Below are 18978 nucleotides of genomic sequence, written 5' to 3'. Positions count from 1 at the left end.
ACAAACATATTAGTTACTGTTCATAATATCCTTTAACTCTTTTGCTGTTTTGGCTTGCACCATTCTTTCAATATTTTCCATATCAGAACATGTAATAGCTATGCTAGATAAAATCTCAAGGTGTGTATTGTCCTTACCAGCAATACCGAAAATTAAACGTACTTTTTGTCCATCAAAATCAACACCATTTGGTATTTGCAAAACAGTAAAGCCCGATTTAATAACATCCTTTTTAGCTTCCTCTGTTCCATGTGGTATTGCCACATCATTTCCCATGTAAGTTGAAGTCATATTATCTCTCACAAGCATGGCTTCAATATAACTTTCCTTTACATATCCAGCTTTCACCAAAACTTGTCCTGCAAAGCGAATCGCTTCTTCTTTCGTGTTAAACTCTTGATTAAGGAAAATATTTTCCTCACGAAGCAAATCATCATTTGCACCTGATTCCTTGGCAGGAAGACTCAATTCCGCAACTTCCTGTGAGGTGCTCTCGCTATTTTGCAATCGCTGTATGAGTCTGTCATATTCCGGACTAGATAAGAAGTTATCTACTGAAATATGGTAAGCATTCGGAATTTTATGCTTTGCTCTTGGTGTTAATTCTTCTTGTGTAATAACAATTTGTGCATCTGCCGGAATATTACTAATCGCAGCATTTGTAACAGAAATGTTTAGCTCCGCTTCTTTCACCTTTTTTCGTAGAAGAGAGGCACCCATTGCACTTGATCCCATTCCAGCATCACATGCAAATACGATTTTATTTACTTTTTCCGGAAAAACACCTGTCGTTTCCACGAACATATCTGCTACAGCACTTTTCTTTCCTTTCATTTCTTGCATTTTCTTCGCAGCGCTCTCAATATCTTCCTCTGCTTCTTTACCTGTTTTTAAGATAATTGTTGAAAGTACAAAAGAAACGACTGCCGCAACTAGCACACCAGCTATGTTTGCTATATACGAACTTGCATGATGAGGTGTCACCGCTAAGATTGCAATAATACTACCTGGAGATGCCGGCGTGAACAAGCCGCCCCCTAGTAGAACTAAGGTAAACACACCACTCATACCAGATACAATTACAGCTAAAAACAACATCGGACGCATCAAAATATATGGGAAGTAAATCTCATGAATCCCACCGAAAAATTGAATCAGCGCAGCGCCAGGAGCTGTTCTTTTTGCAGTGCCTTTTCCAAAAATAGAATATGCAAGTAAAACACCAAGACCCGGACCAGGATTCGCCTCTAAGAGAAATAGAATGGATTGACCTGTTTGTTTTACTTGTTCTATCCCAATTGGCGATAAAACACCATGATTAATTGCATTGTTTAAAAATAATACCTTTGCAGGTTCAATAATAATGCTTGTCAAAGGCAATAAACCAGTTCCAACTAACCAGTCAACACCACGTACTAGCCAGCCTGTAAATACATTTACAGCAGGACCAACAGCTAAAAGGGAAAGAATTGCTAGTACCCCTCCAATAATACCTGCTGAAAAGTTATTCACAAGCATTTCAAATCCAGCTTTTACTTTTCCTTCAATAAAGGAATCAAATTTCTTAATAGCATAACCACCAAGAGGTCCCATAATCATCGCACCAAGGAACATCGGAATATCAGAGCCTACAATAACACCCATTGTGGCAATGGCACCCACAACAGCACCACGCTGATCATGTACCAACTTCCCTCCCGTATAACCGATTAACAACGGAAGCAAATACGTAATCATCGGGCCAACCATTTTGGCAAGGCTTTCATTTGGAAGGAAGCCAGTAGGTATAAATAAAGCCGTAATTAATCCCCACGCAATGAAAGCTGATATGTTCGGTAAAACCATTGAACTTAAGAAGTTTCCGAACTTTTGTATCGCTACTTTTATATTAGCCTGAGCCATTTCTCTCTCTCCTTTATTGTTATAGTACACTATTTATAGTAGTTTACAGCTATATGGTATTCAATAAAGAAGAAATTCATTTTTGTCGCGACTAACGAGACAAATCTAATGTTTCTCTCCAAGAAAATAAGAAGTCCGAATGAATTGTTTTATACAGGCAGCTGTGCCAAACATAGCTTCCCCATACTTTTCTTTTAAAGCTGCATCAAAAAAGCACCGCATTCGGTGCTTTTTCACATTTTATTCATACGTATACATCATCCAAATGCCGATATCCTCGAATCCAATGCGCTTATAGATGGCACCGGCCGCCGGATTATCGTAAAACAAGCAGAGCTCTTTTCCTTCTTCGAGCATTTGTCCGCACAGCTTCAGCATGCATGCCGTTGCATAGCCTTTTTTCTTGTAATTTTCACGTGTCGCAACGCCTACAATCATGGCCGATACGGAGTTCTCCGCTGCGGTAGAAGCACTGGACACCATCTTTCCATCTTCTCTAATAAAGAAGGTGCGAGACGTTCCATCTGCAAGTCCCCGGCGCTTTCTTTCTACGGTAATGCTAGATTCGCTGAACTCCGGCACTGCTTTGAGCATCTCAACCAATTGTTCCGCATCGTCAGGTGTCGCTTGTTGTACATGAGAAAGATCAACACCTTGCCCACCCTGTAGCTTCGTACACTTTGCATAATAGGTGGGGCGTTTTCGCTTGAGCTGCTTTGTTACATACGGCTCGATTTTTCCGGTAATCTCCTGTAGTCCAGACATCATGTTGAAATTCGGATCGTCACACATGATGTTCGCAAAGCCTTCTGCATCGAATGCGCCTAACGCAAATGGAATATAGTTTTGCTCATATTTAAGTAACACAGCAATCAGCTCGCCATGTTCGTCAAACTCGCCCCAGAGCTTTTGAAAATCCTGCTCGTATCCATATGCTTCAATATCGCCGATAATAAATAAATTTTCCGCACTTTTTGTTTTCAGTAGCTCAAAACAAACATCATGATCTTGTGCTGTCAGTCTTCGTATCATGTCTCTCTCCCCTTATGCAGTAAATATTGTTATTATTTTACAATGGAAGAGTTTGTTTGCAAAGATTCATTTTATTGAAAAAACAAAATATTTACTTCTCACGATAAGCATTCACAACTATACAAAATACGTAATAAGCGCTACACCTAAAAATAAGAGTCCTACAGATCCACTCCACAAGCCAACACGCTCACGAAAAGTCCGATGTTGTTTTGTTTCCGAGTGAAAATTTGCGCGCTGCCTATCACCATTCACCCAAATATTAAGAAAAACACCTGAGATAACAAAACAGGTGATACTAATCATTAATAAAGTTGTAAATAAATCCATCTGTATTCACCTCGCTTACTTGATACATATCTATTCAACAAGCTAGATTCAAATCCCTTTTCATTCCCATATGGTACAATAGCGCTTTCACCTTACCCATATGCTCTCCTTACTCTCTATATTTTTGTAGATTCTTACAAAAATGTTTGCTATATTTACGCTATACGAAAGGTGAAGGAGATCTCCCTATGAAACTTTGGTCAAAGGCTATGATTTGGTTTGCGCTCAGCCTATTTATTTTATATCTCGTAGATGTCTTTACCGTTAGCCCTACCGTTACTTCAGGAAACGGTAACCTAGGACTATTATTTGTATTCCCTGCACCTATCGTATGTTTCTTTTTTATCAAACACCTGCGAAAGGTTTTACAAAGCCTTGACCTGCAGCCAAAAACCTGGCTGTGGATCCGCGTCGGTTCACTCCTCTTTTTTGCAATAGGGTGCTTGTTAGAATATCAATATGTTCTACATATGATTCATAGCTTAGGAGGAACACCCAAAGAGGAAGCCTCGAGAATTTATCGTTACCCTTGGCTCAATCAGTATACCAATACGATGTTTGTAAACGTGTATACTTTTTTATGTATCAGCACCTTAGCTATTTGTTTCACGAAAAAGAAATAGAAAGGCGCCGCACGACATACAGTAGTTGTGAGGAGGGATGCATATGGACCGGGAACAAGATAAAAAAAGTGCAATTGAAACGGATGACCTTGCGAATCGGACGGTGTACGGGGCGCCAACAATTGGCGGTGCTATCGTATTTGGCGGTATCATTTTGTATATTCTCTACGACGTATTTTTGAAATGAACAAGCGGCCTATGCAGGGCCGTTTTTTGATAAGGGGATTTATACAAACGAAAAACCCATGTTGTAGCTGTATTTCTTCCCATTCGATAAAATTTGCAGCACTTTTCTCGTTACCCCGCAGCAACAAAAACTAGGCGCATACCTAGTCATATTCCCCCTTACAAACGCATATCTTATAGAAAGCCTTTCACTACGGCGGCATCGCCAAGCGGTAAGGCAAAGGTCTGCAAAACCTTCACCACCGGTTCGAATCCGGTTGCCGCCTTCTCTTCACTGCATATCCAAGTCGATATGCAGTTTTTTTATGATTCTTTTCGAAATCTCGTCCCACTTTCACCTATAACAGTGAAGACATTTTCGCAGGAGGTGTCGGTATGGACGCGATGCAGGCTAAGGATTGGATAAGTATGATTGCAAATGTAGGCTTTCCCATCACCCTCACATTATATTTACTTCTTCGCTTTGAAAAGAAAATTGACGGCTTAAGCGATGTGATAGATCGCTTAAAGGATGTGATAAAACGCTAGGCTCTGAGATGCAAATCTCAGAGCTTTTTTTATGACTAACACAAACAAGGAATTTTTTCTATTTTCAAAAAATCCATCTAGCTTTTTACGAACACATGTACCATAATAGAACATAAGTTCGATTTTATTTGATTTTCCGTGGTCTCATTTCACTTCTTTAAGTAAAAGGAGGTTCTAAGCATGAAACAGAGTGTATCCAAAGAAACCGAAAAAGAATTATATACAAGCAGGCTTCAAAAGGTGCAGCAAAAACAAAGAAAGCTTTTTAAACATGCGGTGATGAGAGAATTTTTGAAGATTGGCCGCAATGCTACCTTGCTAGAGCGATTCATGCAAGATCCGAACCAAAAGCATATGGAGCAGCTAGAAGCATCGTTTCGTGACTTTTATTACGAGGTGCGCATTACCAACTATTTAAACGGCATGTCACGGCGAATGGCAATCGACTACGATAAAAAGCTAAAAAAGCACAAAGAGCGCTTTCAGCTCATCATTGACCAGCCAACCGACGCAGCGCTGTCTTTAGCTGATGTACTTGCGGCAGACATAGAAACACCCTTAGATACCGTCATGGCAAAAGAGCAGCAGTATTTCTTTGAAAACGTACAAAACCCAAAACTACAACGAGCATTCACATCTATCAAGCTACAAGAAAAGCAAAAACAACTGTTAGAGCTGCGCTTTAATCAGCAGCTGACCAACAAAGAAATCGCAAGGCGGTTCGGTCAAACCGAACAAAATATATCATACTGGCTCAAAAAAACGCTCACACAAATTAAAAAAGCGTATCAGAACCTAGACCATTCATAAAAAACAAAGAAAAAGGAGAATTCTGACCATGTTTTCATCTCTCACGACACACGATGAAACAACCTGCCGCATTCTCCAAGCCTTGGATAAAAAGATAAAACTGCACGTCAAACAAACAACCTTTGATGAGCGCGAAGATCTTGCGCATGAAATCAAAATTAAAGCACTTAAAAAACTGGACAAGCTACTTCAGGAAGAACCACCTTGTTTTTGGGAGTTTGTAGAAAAGCTCTAGACTCGTGGGAGGCTAGAGCTCCTTCCCGCTTTTGTTAATCTGCAAAATGGTTGTACACCTTTTCTACCGAGCTATATGTCTCTTCATTTGAAAACAAATAAAATCCATCTGCATCGTGTGCCATGCACATAGTCGTTGCGAGGACATTCATATCAATTTGCAAAATGGATGTCTCCACATGCTTGTTTCGCATGCTCTTTGTTATTTGAGTTGTTACACGCACATTATTTGAAAAGGAAATAATATAGCTACAATTCGATTCTGCCAGCCAAAAGGTTTGTACGATAATCTCTTGTAGCGCATTGATACAATCTACTTGCATCCTAAATAAAGGTACATGATATCGTACGGTTTTACCATCTATCATCACCGTACATGTATCAGCTAAACGCTGTATATCATAAGGCTGCCGTAGTTTTTTCAACAGCACCTCGATGTCTTCAAAATCATGATACGTAGAGAATATCACATATACAGGAAGCAGAGAAATCTTGCGAAAATATGCTGACAGCATACTTTTTACTTCAGTAGGTTGAACATAATACCTATATTTCGGTGTACCTATTACTCGAAAAAAATCTTCTGTTTCACTATGTGTGTCAATAGAAACTGTAATCACGCTTCTCCTCCTTTGCTACAAGTTGCCGCTTTCCTCCATACGCTTATAGCCTTGTTTCAGTTGCTCAGTCGTAGTTGGATCACCAAGCTCTATCGATAGATCCGCTTTATATACTCCCCTTAACCCTACATGTAATCTACAATAAAGTAAAAATATGGTAAAATCAAATCTAGAAAAGGAACTATCTAAGAAAGGGGCACTTTATGAACACAGTTACACTTGTTGAAATAAACGAAGACAATTGGTATACGTGCTGTCAGCTTCAAGTTTCTGCTGCACAAGCCGCGTTTTTAGAGCCGAATGCTATCTCCATTCTACAGGCTAAATTCCAGCTCACTCTCCGTCCATACGCCATCTACTACGGAGATGAAATGGCGGGATTTCTTATGTATAACACAGAGCTTGAAGAGTTGGACGGGTATTGGGTGTACCGCATTATGATCGACAAAAGATTTCAAGGCAGAGGCATTGGGAAAGTAGCTGCAAAGCTGATGCTCGCGGAGATCGCTGCACTGCCGAATGCTCGTAAAATTGTGGTCGGCTATCACCCGACGAACGAAGGTGCGCATCACTTATACAAAAGCCTCGGCTTTGTTGATGAAGGCCATCGCTTTGGGAAAGAAATGGCTGTGGTGAAGTATATCGATTAACAAAGCAATACATGCGTTTAGATTTGCATTACCCTTACAAACAAAGAAAAAGGTTCAGCACCCCTACTGGACCTTTTCCCACTACTACCTATTTCCCTCGCGATACTGACATAAATGAATCAATATGCTTTCTCGCAAACTCCTCAAACGTACGCGGCTGCCTGCCAGTCAGCTTTATAAAATCTGTAGTAACAGCCTTGGCCGTTCCCAGCCGCGTCATATCTCATTCCTCCCTTTTTATAAGCTCTATTTAGCTAACCTAGCTCGTACAGCTGTTATGACAAACAAAAGCATGGGGACAACAATTTGCAGGGGCACATGTACAAAGGGCGGGACGATTTCCAAGCCCAGCTTTAGATGCTGCGGCGGATTGTTGGACATAAAATAAGACCCTCCCATAATGAGACTCAGTCCAATCGTAGCCAGAATCCCAGGTTTTACGCGTGGTAAGCATTCCTGCATCACCCGTATAGAACCGAAGGCGAACACAAAAATCTTAAAAAAGCCACCGATAATAAAGATAATGACCGCGATAAGATCTAAGCGCTGAATGTAATTTAAGACGTGCACACGCTCAATGGCTTTTACAAGCGGAAATATATGCTGCCAGGCTAAGTCTGGGTGCAGCACGGAAATGGTAAGAAAAGCAGAAAAAGACAGTATAACGGTGGATACAAGAATCACAACACTGCCGCCTTTCCATACAGCACGCTTTTCTATCACGTATGGCAGCAATGTGAAAAATACGATTAATTCGCCGAACGGAAGAGTAATCAGTAGTGGAAACACCGCTTTTCGAATATTTGCAAACGGAACCGGGAGCATAGGTTTCATGTACTCTAGATGAAACAAATCGCTTAGTAAAATGAAGGCAAACATCGCGATGATAAACAAAAGCGTCACAAACCCAAACAAGATCGCCGAGCGGATAAATGGTTCAATTCCCTTAGAATACGTGTAAAGTACCAATAACAAAATGGATACCTTGATATAAAAAGGATTCATATTATAAAGTAAGGAATTGCTGATGAACTGCGTAAAATCAATAAGCACCCTAGATGCAATAAACGAGAAATACAACGCGTATATAATCGCCAATACCAAACCAAGATATTTTCCGAATTGCTGCTTTAAAATAAAGCCTAAACTACCATAATGGTTATGCTTCCAAATGTATACGTACATACCAAACAAAAGTGTGCCTATCATACCGGCCAGCAAGATCGCAAGCCAAGCGTACTTGCGCGCCTCAAGCCCGACGCCCAGTACAATAGCGCTGCCGAGCAAAAACAAAAGCATCGTACAGCATAGTTCAATGACACCGAACGCTTGCTTGGACTGCAATTCACTCACTCCCTACTTTAAAATCACCGATATTTGGAATCCTGATATCCGCATCAATAGAAATAGACGTTGTTTTAAGTAAAGCAGGCCACCTTGCTTTTATTGTATCCCACTCCTGCTGACTATGCTTTTCCAGCATCACACCTAACCCAAAGGGATCTATCTCATAGTTCCGAAATACCACCATGCCCTCCTCCACATGATGCTCAATATCCTTCACAAGCTCCTTTTTCAGTAATTCAATTGTCTCAGGGTCACCTAAGTCATGACGACAGTTGTACTGACTGACGGTACCATCTAGCTTTAGATCAAATAGAAAACGTATGTTATCTCCGTTTATCTTTACATCCCGTAGCTTCGGGCGACTGCCGGATACCTTGAAGGTAAAATAATTCTTTTCATCTTTAGGACAGCTAGCAGCCAACAGGAAATTAGATGTTTTTTTCTCTAACATGTATAGGTATAGCGATTCCCTCGAATCAATAAAGCCCTTGAGCTTTTCTCCTTTGAACAAAGCGGTTCCCCCATACGCCAAATGCGTGGGCTTTAGGGTCTCAAAGTTAGCTTGCTTCTCACCTTGCTTGCGCTTGCCCATGATGTAGATATAAGGTAGCGTTAAATCTTTTCCCTGCTGCATTAAATCGATTTTAATATCACTTGCCGTTTGCGGAATTTTTCTGCCCAGCTTTTGCAGGATGCTTGTGATTTCAAGGCCCGAAAACCCTTCCACAGGTGCAAAGACCTTGAGCATCTCATAAGCGGTTGCATCTCTTGTCGTTACAACCAGAACATTGGCGGGGATATCCGTCGCCTGCAGTAGATAGTTGGCAATCTCATGAATCGGTCTGTTTCGTGCCATCTTTTCGCCAATGACGATAATTTGCATTTGCTTTAGATGCAAATGACGTGACATATACACAGACAGGTGCTCTAGGGCAGCATCAATTGTCTTACCGCTTGCTTTATATACTACATAAGGAGAGTTTTTAATCGGTTTTTCGCCCGATAAAGCGCTTGGATTGATGAGCTGCAATGACACCTCATAGCCCTTCTCTGCCTCGTCTACACCCATCGCAAAGGAAAAGCCGATTTGATTTAATTCATTTTTATCACCCTGTGAAAACGAGAGCGAAGCAGCTGACAAAATAATAAATATAACATATAGATACCTCATAACAATCACTCACTCGGCTGATTCTGTTCTGTTTTGTATTTCTTTTTCGTATTTACAATCTTTTTAAGACTCATACGAACAAACGTGTCTTTTAAATCAGGAATATGAAGCGGCATAATGGGCGACAAGTACGGAACGCGAAAGCTCTGCAAACTGCATAGATGAATCACAAGTGCAATGGTCCCCAGCATAATGCCGTAAAACCCGAAGGTACTCGCTAGAAATACAAATAAATAGCGAATGGTTTTGACAGAATTGGCAAAAGGCTGTACCGGTACCGCGAAATTCAATACATACGTCGCCGATACCACCACCAAGGTGGCCAGCTGCACGAGGCCAGCCTGCGCCGCCGATTGTCCCAAAATGATTGTTCCAATAATCGCAAACGCTAATGTCAGCCCGCTCGGCAACCGAATCGAGCTTTCCAGTACAATTTGAAACATCAACATAAACAGAAGCACCTCCGCCAATACTGGTAAGGGCACAACCTGCCGCTGCGCCGCCAGGTTAATCAGTAATTCACTCGGAATCATCTCTGGATGAAACAATGTGAATGCAATATATAGTGGAATTAAATAAATGGAAACAACAAAAGACAGAATGCGCAGCAGTCGCGTCCATTCCAAAAAAGAGGGCTCATAATAATCTTCAGGCGACTGCAGAAACTGAATGAATAGGGCGGGCACGATGATTACATTTGGAGAACCGTCACATACAATCACAATCTTGCCCTCAAGCAGATGCGCCGCTGTTACATCAGGTCGCTCGGTCACTAATACAAGTGGAAAGGTGGTTTGTTGCTTGTCAGTCATAACCTCTTCAATGTAGGATGAATCGAGAATGGCAGATAGCTCAATAGCGGCGAGCCGTTCCTTTACATCTCGTAAAATCTCTGTATCTACCTTCTCTGCTAGATACACAACTGACACATTCGTTTGAGTTTCCTCACCGATGCTTTGCTCCTCGATAACCAAGTCGGCATTCTTGACGACTCTTTTAATGAGCGATAGATTATTTTTGGCCAGCTCCGTAAAGCCAATCTGCGGTCCCTTTAATACGCGCTGTGTTTGCGGCGGCGCTAAGGAACGATCCTTCCAATCTGATGTATCAGCGACGATGCAAGAACCTGTCCCCTCTATAAACAACAGCGTTTTTCCGTTTGTCAGCTCCGCAACAGCTTCCTCCATGGAAGAAAGCACCTGTGCATCTGCAATCTCAATCGTATTCATTACACTGAGCACTGCATCCTCGTGTGAAAGAGAACGCAGCTGCAGCAAGGGCCGCATGATATGATTTTGAATGACATCCTTTGATGCAATCGTGTCCACATACACCATACCAATCGCAAGCCCCGCAACGCTCACAGTTCTCGTGATGACTTCTTTGTTAAAATGAAGCGCTTGCCGCGCATAAAAAAGATTCATTTCCACGATTGTTGATATTTGTTTCATATGTAGGCTTCCTCAATGGCAGATTCTTGTAATATGCGTTAGTATGACCTTCCTTATGTAAAGTATACTAACAGACGTTTCTACCAAAAAAGCTACCCTCCATATGGAAAGGTAGCTTTTAAAATTATGGTCGTTTGAAACACTTTATCGTCTACAGCGTACCGCTTCACTTCATCTAATGCGTCAATCGGCATCACGCCCACAATTAATCCAAATACAACCAGAAGCGTCGGATACGGCTGTTTTATTTTTTCAGCTATAAAGACAACCGCTACAGCTATCGCTAACAAAATCACCCAATAGTGCGTCACCGTGTATTCCCCCTCCTTCTTACCCTTACAGCCCGTTTATTCCACGTGCATATAGGATGTACGTTCCCCGCTTTTGTCATTCTCCCCCGCATCTTTAGATGATACAATATACAAAACACAAATAAGGAGACACTATGAATCGTATTAAAACGTGGGCAAAGCAACTCAAACAACATATTTTCGTTCTATATCTCGCCTGCAAATCGGAGGATGTGCCTTGGTACGCCAAGCTCTTTGCCGGCTGTGTGGTAGCTTATGCGTTCAGCCCCATTGATCTGATACCGGACTTTATTCCGATTTTAGGCTACTTAGATGACCTAATCCTGATACCACTTGGCATTTTGCTGGCGCTCAAGCTCATTCCTGAGCACGTGCTCGTCGCTTGCGAAGCGGAGGCGCAGGAAATGATGAAGAAGGAAAAACCAAAGAATTGGTTTGTAGGGACGCTCATTTTGCTTATATGGGCATTCGTTTGTATCTGGGCGGTGCAGTCTCTTATACGCAAATAAGCAGCATCCTACTTTTATCTGGAGGTATCAGTCATGAAAGTTTGTAATGTTTAACCGCTTCATTTTACCAGCTCCTGTCCCTGCCTTTTCTAGTAAACAGTGTAGACAGGAAGGGAAGGTTTTAGGCATTAGAGGCTGAAAAAATTATTCACTTATATATAGCAAATCTCCGACAGTAGTAAATTTAGAGACAATCATTAAGGGTATCAATGAAGAGGATATTTTAAACAAGTTAACGCAAGCCCCTTCACTTGAAGAAGAATAAGACAAAATACAATTTGGTATATTTTGTCTTATTCTCCCTTTTCGGGGGATGGGCAAAAACACCCAACATGCAGAACAAGCATCTCGTCGCATATGTGTTGGAGCGCCAAAATGAGGGGATGAGCGCGGCAACCGTGAAGCAGGATCTGGCAGCGGTCAGGTACTTTCATAATCAATTACCGAAAACGCGCTATCAAATCTCCGATAACAAGCAATTGCAGGAAACGTATAAAGAGTTCTCACTGGAGCGTCGCAGTTTTGGCGGTGTGAACCGCCGATGTACGGAGCTGGAATATCAGAGATTCATTACATTGGCGGAGCAGAACGGTCATGCAGACACGGCCCAGATTATTCAATTGGCACGGGAGCAGGGATTGCGGATCCATGAGGTCACGCGATTGAGCCGCACGGACGCGGAGAAGACGCTGAGAGACGGTTTGCTGACGATAAAGGGTAAAGGAGGGCTTGTGCGCGAGGTGCCTCTGAGAGAGACCGGCAGAGCAATGCTGCATGACTCTATGCAGGGGGGCGAGCGTGGGGCCAAGTTGTTTGTGCGGGAAGGGGAAAAAGCGCACACTGTCATCCAGCGTGTGCAGGATTTTATTAAAAACCATCGTGCAAAGGTGGAAGACCCAGTGCATGGTCGTCCGCTCGGAGTGCATGTCACCTGTCATAGCTTTCGCCACACGTATACAAAAGAAGAGTATGACCGGCGGATCACGGCCGGCATGGGCGAACGGCAGGCTCGTTTGGAAGTCTCGGAATTAATTGGGCATTCACGCGAAGACGTAACACGTATTTATTTGGCGGAGTAGATAAGGAGGAAAACAAAATGCAATACTTAGAGATGGAAGCAGAGATAGAAGCATTGCGGCGCAAGGCACAGAACAAGGGCGAGGCCGTCCAGTACAAGCGGGAGTCGTATGACCATGTGCGAGGCTATCACATGAAAGCGTATCAACTGGAGGACGTTCCGAAGGATTTGGATTATATCTCTGTAGCGGAGCTGCTGCAGAATGAGTTTTTGCCGGGGGTCGCGCCATATGAATTCCTCAAGGTGGAGAAGAACGAGCGGCAACTGGGGTGGTTCGTCACAGTTGGAAAGTCGGTAACTATTAATATAGTAGATTGCCCATTAAGTGCAGCGAAGACGTAGATAATCCCTGAGCGAAGCCGAGATGCACGCCCTTCCTCGTGTAAGGCATGGCGAGATTTAGGGAAACCCTCATCGAGCTAGCACGGATTGTGGCGAAATGTAGGAATGACTTGTCACGTAAAACAGGGAAGTCATCCCTACCCTATTACACAGCGTTGGGTAAGGCTCCGCTACATAGCAATTGGGAGATGCGCAGGATTCTATGCACCCTCGTACCAGCACTGGATTAAGAGAACTTTGCTACAGTACGAGTATGTTTCTTTAATGAAAAATATTACAAGAAGACGTACTGACTGTTTTCTAAAGCTTTTTTACAAGATAATCACTTCAAAAATGTGAACACTATCGCAATACAAAGGGCAATCCATGCAAGTCCCCAAAATAGATTTTTTAACACTTATCATATACCTCCAATTCGATAAATTATAAACAATCGACTAAATCAAACTGTAACCTCTCTCTTAGTAAAAGAAACCCAAGAAAGTAGCATAAAGATAAAGAGGTTCACAAACAATATTATTATAGAGAATTGTAGGTCAATTCCTTTAACGGCTACCTGCCCCATAAAATGCTGGTTTAAATCTGGCAGTAAACTATCTTCCATTTCCCCTCGAATTTTAGACTCTTCCTCTTGGGTTTCAAGTTTTCTTGTTTCTAATGATGCTGAAACCTCCTTATTGACTGCGTTCATTAATTTACTGATTTTCATTTGTCTCACATTTAATGGAGCCAGAATGATTTTTAAGCATAGTGTGATGATGATAATTGATAACCCAAAGCTACCTACTTTTTCAGCTGTGAGATTCAACAGATTAGATAGTTGTACACTTATCAAGCTCATTGTAAACCCCTTATGTAAATTAGTTAACATATACCTCACAAGAAAAATATTACAATAATGTAATATATTAGTAAATCATTTTTTACAAATTAGCTCATAAATAATTTTTCTAGCATTATGTATCTGTATGATGTTAGAATTCATTAAAAAATTAAACCATTATAAATTTTTTGACTTTTATCGCCTCGATTAAACATATTAATACAATAAATCCCAAAAAAACATGTTTATGGTTTATTTAGGAATAATTTACATTCTTAACAGAGAAGATTGATACTGAAATGTCTATTACTTTTCTTGTGAGTAAAGACATTTTATATTTTTAAATTTGTGTATTTAAATAAATTTTGTTTGGTTGATATAGCAAGGACTGCCCTCTAAATCTATACAAGAATTTTGTATCTGAATTTAGAAAGGTGATCTACTTACTGTCTACCTAAATGGTTGTTCCTTGCTCTTATTCTTCGAGCAATTAAAAATATTGAAGATTGCTATTTTTTGACTCAAGGTGATAGAATAAGCACTAACAAACTGAACGGCAAAATAAAAAAGGTTCAAGCAGATAGAAAAAGTGTTGGTAGCACTTTTTCTATCCATTACGATCCGTGGTCATGACACGGAAACGCTTAGCTTCAACCTTTTGTTCATACTGCTAGTATGCAGATAATTATAGTATTCATACTTGTGGGTGTCAAAAGGGAATTCACTTCTTCTGTGAAAAAAGTGAGAGGGTATGGACGTTTCCTGTTGTCTGGAGACGAGCTGTACCCTTTTTGTTTGCCAGAAGAAGTGCCGACTAACTACGTGCATGCCTTGTATTCACTACGTTGGCAAATAGAGATTTTGTTTAAAACATGGAAGTCGTTCTTTGAAATTGATGAGTGTAAGAACATCAAAAAAGAACGTCTTGAATGCCATTTGTATGGCCAACTCATTGGCATTCTCATCTGTTCCTCTACGATGTTTCACACGCGACAGTTTCTACTCGAAAAGCAGAAGCAAGAACTGAGCGAATACAAAGCAATTTATATGATTAAGGATTACTTTCCGTTACTGTTCCAAGCAATGGCAGTTGACACAGATGAACTCTTGGCGATTCTGCATCGCCTCTATCAATTGCTTAAAAAGAATGGTCGTAAATGTCATCGTTACAAAAAAATGACTGTCTTCGATATTCTTGGTGTTGTCTATGAAACGACGGTGAATAAAAGACAAGCTGCCTAGCGAAAAAATCACATTTTCATAGGTTTATTTGGCATGTTTATTTTTCCAAAACTCATTAGTTACAGTACAAAAATCAAGGTGTAGCTAGAGTTTCTCACCGTTGGCTTGATGGGCATGCGTCAGAACTCTGATAACGATATATTAGCATGAGTCACTCGATAGTATTTGTGTACTTTTGCATAGGTACATTAACATTATCCACCGCTAAACTTACTCTTATCTCATATTCCCCCTTTTTTAACAACTCACGATTTACTGTAAGATGATAAATTAATGATTCTCCTGCCTGTAAACTTATGGTTTTTTCCTTCTCTGCATTTTCTCTATAAAACTCTAAAATACGCTCTCCTGTTACTTCTGGAACTGATTCACCTCTAATGACAGTATTCAGTTCAAGTTCTGACAAGAATTTGATAGTTCTTTGTTCTTTCTCGAAATTTTTGACCGTAAATTGATAAATATCTTTATTATCCTTAATTCCCGTATAAATAAGTTCGCTTGTAAGTCTAGTTGTTTTATTCTCCTCTTTGTTACTAAATATAACAATAATCCCTATTACAATTAAAAAGCTCATCAACAAAAACCACGTTATCTTTTTCATAAAGTCTCACTCCTTAAAAAAGTTAAAGAAAATATATCATATTCTTAACGATAATTTTATATGCTATAACCTTTTGTTTTTGGAATTTTTTTAAAAATAAGTAAATTTATATTTAAATCTTATAAAATAAATGTTATTATTCAGATAATTTGGTAAAGGGAGAATATGGATGAAAAAAATCTTTTAGCTATTTTGGGGTTTGTGATCGCTTTCTTTATTATTGGTGAAAGTGTCAGTGCGAAAGAAGTGAATAATGAGTTTAACTTAACTAAACAAGAAATTAAGATTCTTTTAAAAGATGTGGGGATGACTCAATCAGAAATAGATGAAATGCCTGTTGACTTCTTACGATCCTTGATTGCAGATGGTGCAAAAAAAGTGTTTTATAAGAAAGAAAGAGTTGCAGTAAACGATAATAAATCAAGAAACGACGGTGTGAGTGCTCTAACAAATGGCGAATTAAATGGGCATGTTGATATAACAGGTTCAGCCTACGCTGTCACTTCTGATTGGAGTGGATATAGGAAATTTCGTTTCTGGGGAAGATGGAGCTGGGTTTCTATCCCACAAAATACTTATGAAGATAAATTTGCTATCGGTTGGCCAAGTTCAGAAGGAATAATTTTAAGAACTAACACTTCTGGAGGAATACAACTGCATACACACGATTATTGGACAGGAGCAGCCCGCAGAGATTATGGAACACAACCAGATAGAGCGGAGCCAAATGCAGGAGTTGGAGTAAACATTGACTTAATTCAAGGGCAAGGTAAAAATCATGCGGGGCATATTGATCAATATGTCTACACTAGACAATCATCTGGTGATGCAAATGTAAAATTTGAATATGGTCATGCTAGAACCGCTTTCTCTCCATCGTGGACTCTTAATTCTGCAACAGGTTTAGGAGTGTCGGCTACTCTTACTGTGGATACTGGTTATGTAATGCAAACAATTAGTTGGTGAGTATATAAATAGAACACCTTCCCTAATTAGTCTGGGAAGGTGTTCTAGTGTCAATAGGCATCACACTACCAAAAGTGAAAAATTATAGGTAGGCTAAGAAGTGGAAAACCCTACCGCCCTATCGGTTGGTGTCCCTAAAGGGCTACGTCCCCTTACAAACCAAACTAAAACCGTTAAAACAACGGCTGTCGCCTTGGTCAAAAGATAAAACAAGGTCGGCTTTAGCCTCCCAAAGTGTTTATTGCAGAATAAAAGTGCAGAATGTTGCAGAATTCCTATTCATTGGTATGCACCAGGGCTTTACGTGGAGTGGCAGGCATGATAGACTTGTGTCGGTTCTGCCAATCCCTTTAATGGCTGGATTCTTGGCAGGAAGATCATGCCTGTAGAGGCTCCATGTCAAGCCCACCCTCAGCGACCACAAATGAATATTTAATCAACAAAATGAATTTAATATACTGCACAACTCTGCACTTTTTCATTGCACAAAACACCACCAGAGTAATTTAAAGAGTTACTGGTATTTGAAATGTAAAAATCACTACCGTTGATATATTTGAGATTGATACTCGTATTATCATAAAGATTTCCTGTAACCTTGTCGTAAATCCAATGCCCTTGAAAAAAGGAACCACTTCCATAGTTTGGTCCGAATGTTGATGTATCATAGTATGAGCTAGAAAATTGCAACTTTGAAGCACTTGTAGCGCGTGATACATCCTGTCTCTGTACTTGATAATCAGCAGCATCATCTCTTGCAGTATTATAGCAGCTACTCCAAATACTTGTAGCTGTACAATATTTTGATTCCGCAGATGCTTCGATTTGTCCAATTAATCCTCCTCCCGCAAGTGATGCAATGAATAAACCCGTCATTACAAACTTTTTCATTAAATAACCTCCTTTTCAATCCTTTTATTTCTACAAAAAACAAAAATACCTTTAATTTAAAAAATTAAAGATTTACATGATTTTTTGCAGTTTAAGGTTGTGATTTTGATTTATAAAAAACGCAAAACAAGACCTAATCGATAGTAAATATCCCTTATCAAGAATCATCTTATATACAAAATAAATATTTTAATTTACATTATTTGTATTTTGTAAAATAAAAAAGAGAAGAATTCTCTTCCCTTTTCACATATTACAATCCACCATCCGGAGGCGAACCTGGCGGCATTGGATTAGTTTTATTTCTTTCAATCTCTTGCAATTCTCTTTCACTCAAAGATCTAGAGTTTTCATTAGCTCCAAAACTTTTCATTATGCCGAAAATAACTGCTACCCCTATAATTCCCAAAACCATCCAAAGCACAATCATCACCCTTTCTTTAAAATATTAACTTTATATTATGTAGTTATTCTGCGGAATCCACTAAAAATACCTTTAATTTAAAGAAATCATTTCATCTATGGGTGTTTTTGCCCATCCCCCGAAAAGGGGGATGGGCAAAAACACCCTTTTAAGGTTTCTTCTGACCTGCTTAGAGGACACACCGATACGATCATTTTAAAGCTGCTGATGAGCGGCGATAAGTATGGTTACGAAATATCCAAACTTATACTTACGAACTCTAACCATGAATATGAGCTGAAAGAATCAACGATGTTTTCGAGTTTGAAACGAATGGAAAAAGACGGGAATGTCACTTCTTATTGGGGTGACGAGAGTCAAGGTGGACGAAGAAAATACTACACCATTACAGAAAAAGGCAGAGTCACTTATCATGAGAATAAGCAAAACTGGGACCACGCCAAGCGGATTCTTGATTTATTATTATAAAGGAGGGGCAGTGAGATGAACGAACGATTGAAAAAGTACTTAGATGCCATGTTTTCATCTTATGAACATTCGCAAGCAGTAGCGGAATTAAAGGGCGCAAAAGCCGATGTAAGCAAGGTAACGATTATATAGATTACGCATGCTAAAGAAGACATCTTTTCGGAAAGATGTCTTCTTTGTGGATTGCTACTGCTTCTTTTTTTCTTCTAGAACAGCTATACGCTGCTCCAGCTTATGTACTCTACCTTTGTAATTCTTTACAAACAAAATGAGCCATACAAACGCAATCGGTATTGCGATTAACATAGCGAAAATAACAATTTGATAGATGATTGTGCCCCAAGGCATGGATTCCATTGCATTCCCTCCTTTTTCTATTAATATATCATAAAAACAAAATATAAACATATAAATTATGAATCATATTTGATATTCACTT

The 18978-nt window shown here is 40.1% G+C and carries 25 protein-coding genes, 1 tRNA gene and 1 pseudogene; 13 read left to right on the top strand and 14 right to left on the bottom strand.

All coding sequences use genetic code 11. The features are described from left to right. Window positions 1-9 precede the first annotated feature (9 nt). The 3 genes from EEJ45_RS12720 to EEJ45_RS12710 form a co-directional block, all read right to left on the bottom strand. Window positions 10-1902: a PTS mannitol transporter subunit IICBA gene (locus EEJ45_RS12720; protein WP_124565193.1), complete on the bottom strand. Its 1893-nt coding sequence runs from the start codon at window positions 1900-1902 to the stop codon at window positions 10-12. Between the two features lie 240 nt (window positions 1903-2142). Next, window positions 2143-2934 (bottom strand): GNAT family N-acetyltransferase, encoded by a 792-nt coding sequence (locus EEJ45_RS12715; RefSeq protein ID WP_124565192.1) that lies wholly within the window; start codon window positions 2932-2934, stop codon window positions 2143-2145. Between the two features lie 117 nt (window positions 2935-3051). Further along, a complete protein-coding gene (locus EEJ45_RS12710) occupies window positions 3052-3264 on the bottom strand; it encodes a DUF5316 family protein (protein ID WP_124565191.1) in 213 nt (70 codons plus the stop codon). Window positions 3265-3452: 188 nt separating this feature from the next. On the opposite strand from EEJ45_RS12710, the gene EEJ45_RS12705 reads away from it, so the two are divergent. The 6 genes from EEJ45_RS12705 (at window position 3453) to EEJ45_RS12685 (ending at window position 5646) form a co-directional block, all read left to right on the top strand. After that, on the top strand, window positions 3453-3887 hold the full coding sequence (locus tag EEJ45_RS12705; RefSeq protein WP_124565190.1) for a hypothetical protein: 435 nt from the start codon (window positions 3453-3455) through the stop codon (window positions 3885-3887). 43 nt (window positions 3888-3930) lie between these two features. Continuing rightward, window positions 3931-4074, top strand: coding sequence for a hypothetical protein (locus EEJ45_RS18485; protein ID WP_164464281.1), 144 nt, complete (start codon window positions 3931-3933; stop codon window positions 4072-4074). Window positions 4075-4268: 194 nt separating this feature from the next. Continuing rightward, window positions 4269-4339 (top strand) — tRNA-Cys (locus EEJ45_RS12700). 109 nt (window positions 4340-4448) lie between these two features. Continuing rightward, window positions 4449-4601, top strand: coding sequence for a YvrJ family protein (locus EEJ45_RS12695; RefSeq protein WP_124565189.1), 153 nt, complete (start codon window positions 4449-4451; stop codon window positions 4599-4601). 180 nt (window positions 4602-4781) lie between these two features. Further along, complete coding sequence (locus EEJ45_RS12690; protein ID WP_124565188.1) at window positions 4782-5411, top strand: sigma-70 family RNA polymerase sigma factor; 630 nt, start codon at window positions 4782-4784, stop codon at window positions 5409-5411. 28 nt (window positions 5412-5439) lie between these two features. Beyond that, complete coding sequence (locus EEJ45_RS12685; RefSeq protein WP_124565187.1) at window positions 5440-5646, top strand: hypothetical protein; 207 nt, start codon at window positions 5440-5442, stop codon at window positions 5644-5646. Between the two features lie 34 nt (window positions 5647-5680). On the opposite strand, the gene EEJ45_RS12680 is transcribed toward EEJ45_RS12685, so the two are convergent. Further along, window positions 5681-6265, bottom strand: coding sequence for a hypothetical protein (locus EEJ45_RS12680; RefSeq protein WP_124565186.1), 585 nt, complete (start codon window positions 6263-6265; stop codon window positions 5681-5683). 203 nt (window positions 6266-6468) lie between these two features. Here EEJ45_RS12680 and EEJ45_RS12675 point away from each other — a divergent pair, with 203 nt between their 5' ends. Further along, window positions 6469-6915 carry a GNAT family N-acetyltransferase gene (locus tag EEJ45_RS12675; RefSeq protein ID WP_124565185.1) on the top strand — a complete coding sequence of 149 codons (447 nt, stop codon included), beginning with the start codon at window positions 6469-6471 and terminating at the stop codon, window positions 6913-6915. Between the two features lie 88 nt (window positions 6916-7003). Here the strand turns inward: EEJ45_RS12675 and EEJ45_RS18875 are convergent, their stop codons facing one another. From EEJ45_RS18875 to EEJ45_RS12655, 5 genes are all read right to left on the bottom strand, one after another. Then, a complete protein-coding gene (locus EEJ45_RS18875; protein WP_281274456.1) occupies window positions 7004-7135 on the bottom strand; it encodes a hypothetical protein in 132 nt (43 codons plus the stop codon). A 26-nt stretch (window positions 7136-7161) separates the two neighbouring features. Next, the gene (locus EEJ45_RS12670; protein WP_124565184.1) at window positions 7162-8259 is read right to left on the bottom strand and encodes a GerAB/ArcD/ProY family transporter; all 1098 of its coding nucleotides are present in this window, start codon (window positions 8257-8259) and stop codon (window positions 7162-7164) included. 1 nt (window position 8260) lies between these two features. After that, the gene (locus tag EEJ45_RS12665; RefSeq protein ID WP_124565183.1) at window positions 8261-9433 is read right to left on the bottom strand and encodes a Ger(x)C family spore germination protein; all 1173 of its coding nucleotides are present in this window, start codon (window positions 9431-9433) and stop codon (window positions 8261-8263) included. A 5-nt stretch (window positions 9434-9438) separates the two neighbouring features. Next, entirely contained in the window at window positions 9439-10884 is a 1446-nt protein-coding gene (locus tag EEJ45_RS12660; RefSeq protein ID WP_124565182.1) for a spore germination protein, read from the bottom strand. Window positions 10885-10976: 92 nt separating this feature from the next. Beyond that, a complete protein-coding gene (locus EEJ45_RS12655; protein WP_124565181.1) occupies window positions 10977-11195 on the bottom strand; it encodes a hypothetical protein in 219 nt (72 codons plus the stop codon). A gap of 134 nt (window positions 11196-11329) precedes the next feature. Here EEJ45_RS12655 and EEJ45_RS12650 point away from each other — a divergent pair, with 134 nt between their 5' ends. From EEJ45_RS12650 to EEJ45_RS12640, 3 genes are all read left to right on the top strand, one after another. Further along, window positions 11330-11704: a YkvA family protein gene (locus tag EEJ45_RS12650; RefSeq protein WP_124565180.1), complete on the top strand. Its 375-nt coding sequence runs from the start codon at window positions 11330-11332 to the stop codon at window positions 11702-11704. 251 nt (window positions 11705-11955) lie between these two features. Further along, entirely contained in the window at window positions 11956-12783 is an 828-nt protein-coding gene (locus EEJ45_RS12645) for a tyrosine-type recombinase/integrase (protein ID WP_124565179.1), read from the top strand. Window positions 12784-12800: 17 nt separating this feature from the next. Beyond that, the gene (locus EEJ45_RS12640) at window positions 12801-13124 is read left to right on the top strand and encodes a hypothetical protein (protein WP_124565178.1); all 324 of its coding nucleotides are present in this window, start codon (window positions 12801-12803) and stop codon (window positions 13122-13124) included. Window positions 13125-13566: 442 nt separating this feature from the next. Here the strand turns inward: EEJ45_RS12640 and EEJ45_RS12635 are convergent, their stop codons facing one another. Further along, the gene (locus tag EEJ45_RS12635) at window positions 13567-13965 is read right to left on the bottom strand and encodes a membrane protein insertase YidC (protein WP_124565177.1); all 399 of its coding nucleotides are present in this window, start codon (window positions 13963-13965) and stop codon (window positions 13567-13569) included. A 783-nt stretch (window positions 13966-14748) separates the two neighbouring features. Here EEJ45_RS12635 and EEJ45_RS12630 point away from each other — a divergent pair. After that, window positions 14749-15189, top strand: a pseudogene (locus EEJ45_RS12630) (transposase); the annotation flags it as partial. 151 nt (window positions 15190-15340) lie between these two features. On the opposite strand, the gene EEJ45_RS12625 reads toward EEJ45_RS12630, so the two are convergent. After that, the gene (locus EEJ45_RS12625) at window positions 15341-15790 is read right to left on the bottom strand and encodes a BsuPI-related putative proteinase inhibitor (RefSeq protein ID WP_124565176.1); all 450 of its coding nucleotides are present in this window, start codon (window positions 15788-15790) and stop codon (window positions 15341-15343) included. Between the two features lie 165 nt (window positions 15791-15955). Here EEJ45_RS12625 and EEJ45_RS12620 point away from each other — a divergent pair, with 165 nt between their 5' ends. Next, window positions 15956-16756 (top strand): hypothetical protein, encoded by an 801-nt coding sequence (locus EEJ45_RS12620; RefSeq protein WP_124565175.1) that lies wholly within the window; start codon window positions 15956-15958, stop codon window positions 16754-16756. Between the two features lie 450 nt (window positions 16757-17206). On the opposite strand, the gene EEJ45_RS12615 is transcribed toward EEJ45_RS12620, so the two are convergent. Both EEJ45_RS12615 and EEJ45_RS18480 read right to left on the bottom strand, forming a co-directional pair. Beyond that, window positions 17207-17647: a hypothetical protein gene (locus EEJ45_RS12615; RefSeq protein ID WP_124565174.1), complete on the bottom strand. Its 441-nt coding sequence runs from the start codon at window positions 17645-17647 to the stop codon at window positions 17207-17209. A gap of 253 nt (window positions 17648-17900) precedes the next feature. Beyond that, complete coding sequence (locus EEJ45_RS18480) at window positions 17901-18071, bottom strand: hypothetical protein (RefSeq protein ID WP_164464280.1); 171 nt, start codon at window positions 18069-18071, stop codon at window positions 17901-17903. A gap of 93 nt (window positions 18072-18164) precedes the next feature. Between EEJ45_RS18480 and EEJ45_RS12610 the strand changes: the two genes are divergently transcribed. Beyond that, window positions 18165-18539, top strand: coding sequence for a PadR family transcriptional regulator (locus EEJ45_RS12610; RefSeq protein ID WP_245999901.1), 375 nt, complete (start codon window positions 18165-18167; stop codon window positions 18537-18539). 186 nt (window positions 18540-18725) lie between these two features. On the opposite strand, the gene EEJ45_RS18475 is transcribed toward EEJ45_RS12610, so the two are convergent. Next, window positions 18726-18896: a hypothetical protein gene (locus EEJ45_RS18475; protein ID WP_164464279.1), complete on the bottom strand. Its 171-nt coding sequence runs from the start codon at window positions 18894-18896 to the stop codon at window positions 18726-18728. Between the last annotated feature and the right edge of the window lie 82 nt (window positions 18897-18978).

This window comes from Ectobacillus antri (genome assembly GCF_003852715.1).
GTDB lineage: Bacteria > Bacillota > Bacilli > Bacillales > Bacillaceae_G > Ectobacillus > Ectobacillus antri.
The sequence above is the reverse complement of the archived record's forward strand: the minus strand, read 5'-3'. Positions and strand labels throughout refer to the sequence as shown.

Bases quoted from the DNA above. Each gene is read 5' to 3' on its own strand.
- EEJ45_RS12720 (WP_124565193.1), bottom strand. From the start codon at position 1,902: ATGGCTCAGGCTAATATAAAAGTAGCGATACAAAAGTTCGGAAACTTC.
- EEJ45_RS12715 (WP_124565192.1), bottom strand. From the start codon at position 2,934: ATGATACGAAGACTGACAGCACAAGATCATGATGTTTGTTTTGAGCTA.
- EEJ45_RS12710 (WP_124565191.1), bottom strand. From the start codon at position 3,264: ATGGATTTATTTACAACTTTATTAATGATTAGTATCACCTGTTTTGTT.
- EEJ45_RS12705 (WP_124565190.1), top strand. From the start codon at position 3,453: ATGAAACTTTGGTCAAAGGCTATGATTTGGTTTGCGCTCAGCCTATTT.
- EEJ45_RS18485 (WP_164464281.1), top strand. From the start codon at position 3,931: ATGGACCGGGAACAAGATAAAAAAAGTGCAATTGAAACGGATGACCTT.
- EEJ45_RS12695 (WP_124565189.1), top strand. From the start codon at position 4,449: ATGGACGCGATGCAGGCTAAGGATTGGATAAGTATGATTGCAAATGTA.
- EEJ45_RS12690 (WP_124565188.1), top strand. From the start codon at position 4,782: ATGAAACAGAGTGTATCCAAAGAAACCGAAAAAGAATTATATACAAGC.
- EEJ45_RS12685 (WP_124565187.1), top strand. From the start codon at position 5,440: ATGTTTTCATCTCTCACGACACACGATGAAACAACCTGCCGCATTCTC.
- EEJ45_RS12675 (WP_124565185.1), top strand. From the start codon at position 6,469: ATGAACACAGTTACACTTGTTGAAATAAACGAAGACAATTGGTATACG.
- EEJ45_RS18875 (WP_281274456.1), bottom strand. From the start codon at position 7,135: ATGACGCGGCTGGGAACGGCCAAGGCTGTTACTACAGATTTTATAAAG.
- EEJ45_RS12665 (WP_124565183.1), bottom strand. From the start codon at position 9,433: ATGAGGTATCTATATGTTATATTTATTATTTTGTCAGCTGCTTCGCTC.
- EEJ45_RS12660 (WP_124565182.1), bottom strand. From the start codon at position 10,884: ATGAAACAAATATCAACAATCGTGGAAATGAATCTTTTTTATGCGCGG.
- EEJ45_RS12650 (WP_124565180.1), top strand. From the start codon at position 11,330: ATGAATCGTATTAAAACGTGGGCAAAGCAACTCAAACAACATATTTTC.
- EEJ45_RS12640 (WP_124565178.1), top strand. From the start codon at position 12,801: ATGCAATACTTAGAGATGGAAGCAGAGATAGAAGCATTGCGGCGCAAG.
- EEJ45_RS12635 (WP_124565177.1), bottom strand. From the start codon at position 13,965: ATGAGCTTGATAAGTGTACAACTATCTAATCTGTTGAATCTCACAGCT.
- EEJ45_RS12625 (WP_124565176.1), bottom strand. From the start codon at position 15,790: ATGAAAAAGATAACGTGGTTTTTGTTGATGAGCTTTTTAATTGTAATA.
- EEJ45_RS12620 (WP_124565175.1), top strand. From the start codon at position 15,956: ATGGATGAAAAAAATCTTTTAGCTATTTTGGGGTTTGTGATCGCTTTC.
- EEJ45_RS12615 (WP_124565174.1), bottom strand. From the start codon at position 17,647: ATGAAAAAGTTTGTAATGACGGGTTTATTCATTGCATCACTTGCGGGA.
- EEJ45_RS18475 (WP_164464279.1), bottom strand. From the start codon at position 18,896: ATGGAATCCATGCCTTGGGGCACAATCATCTATCAAATTGTTATTTTC.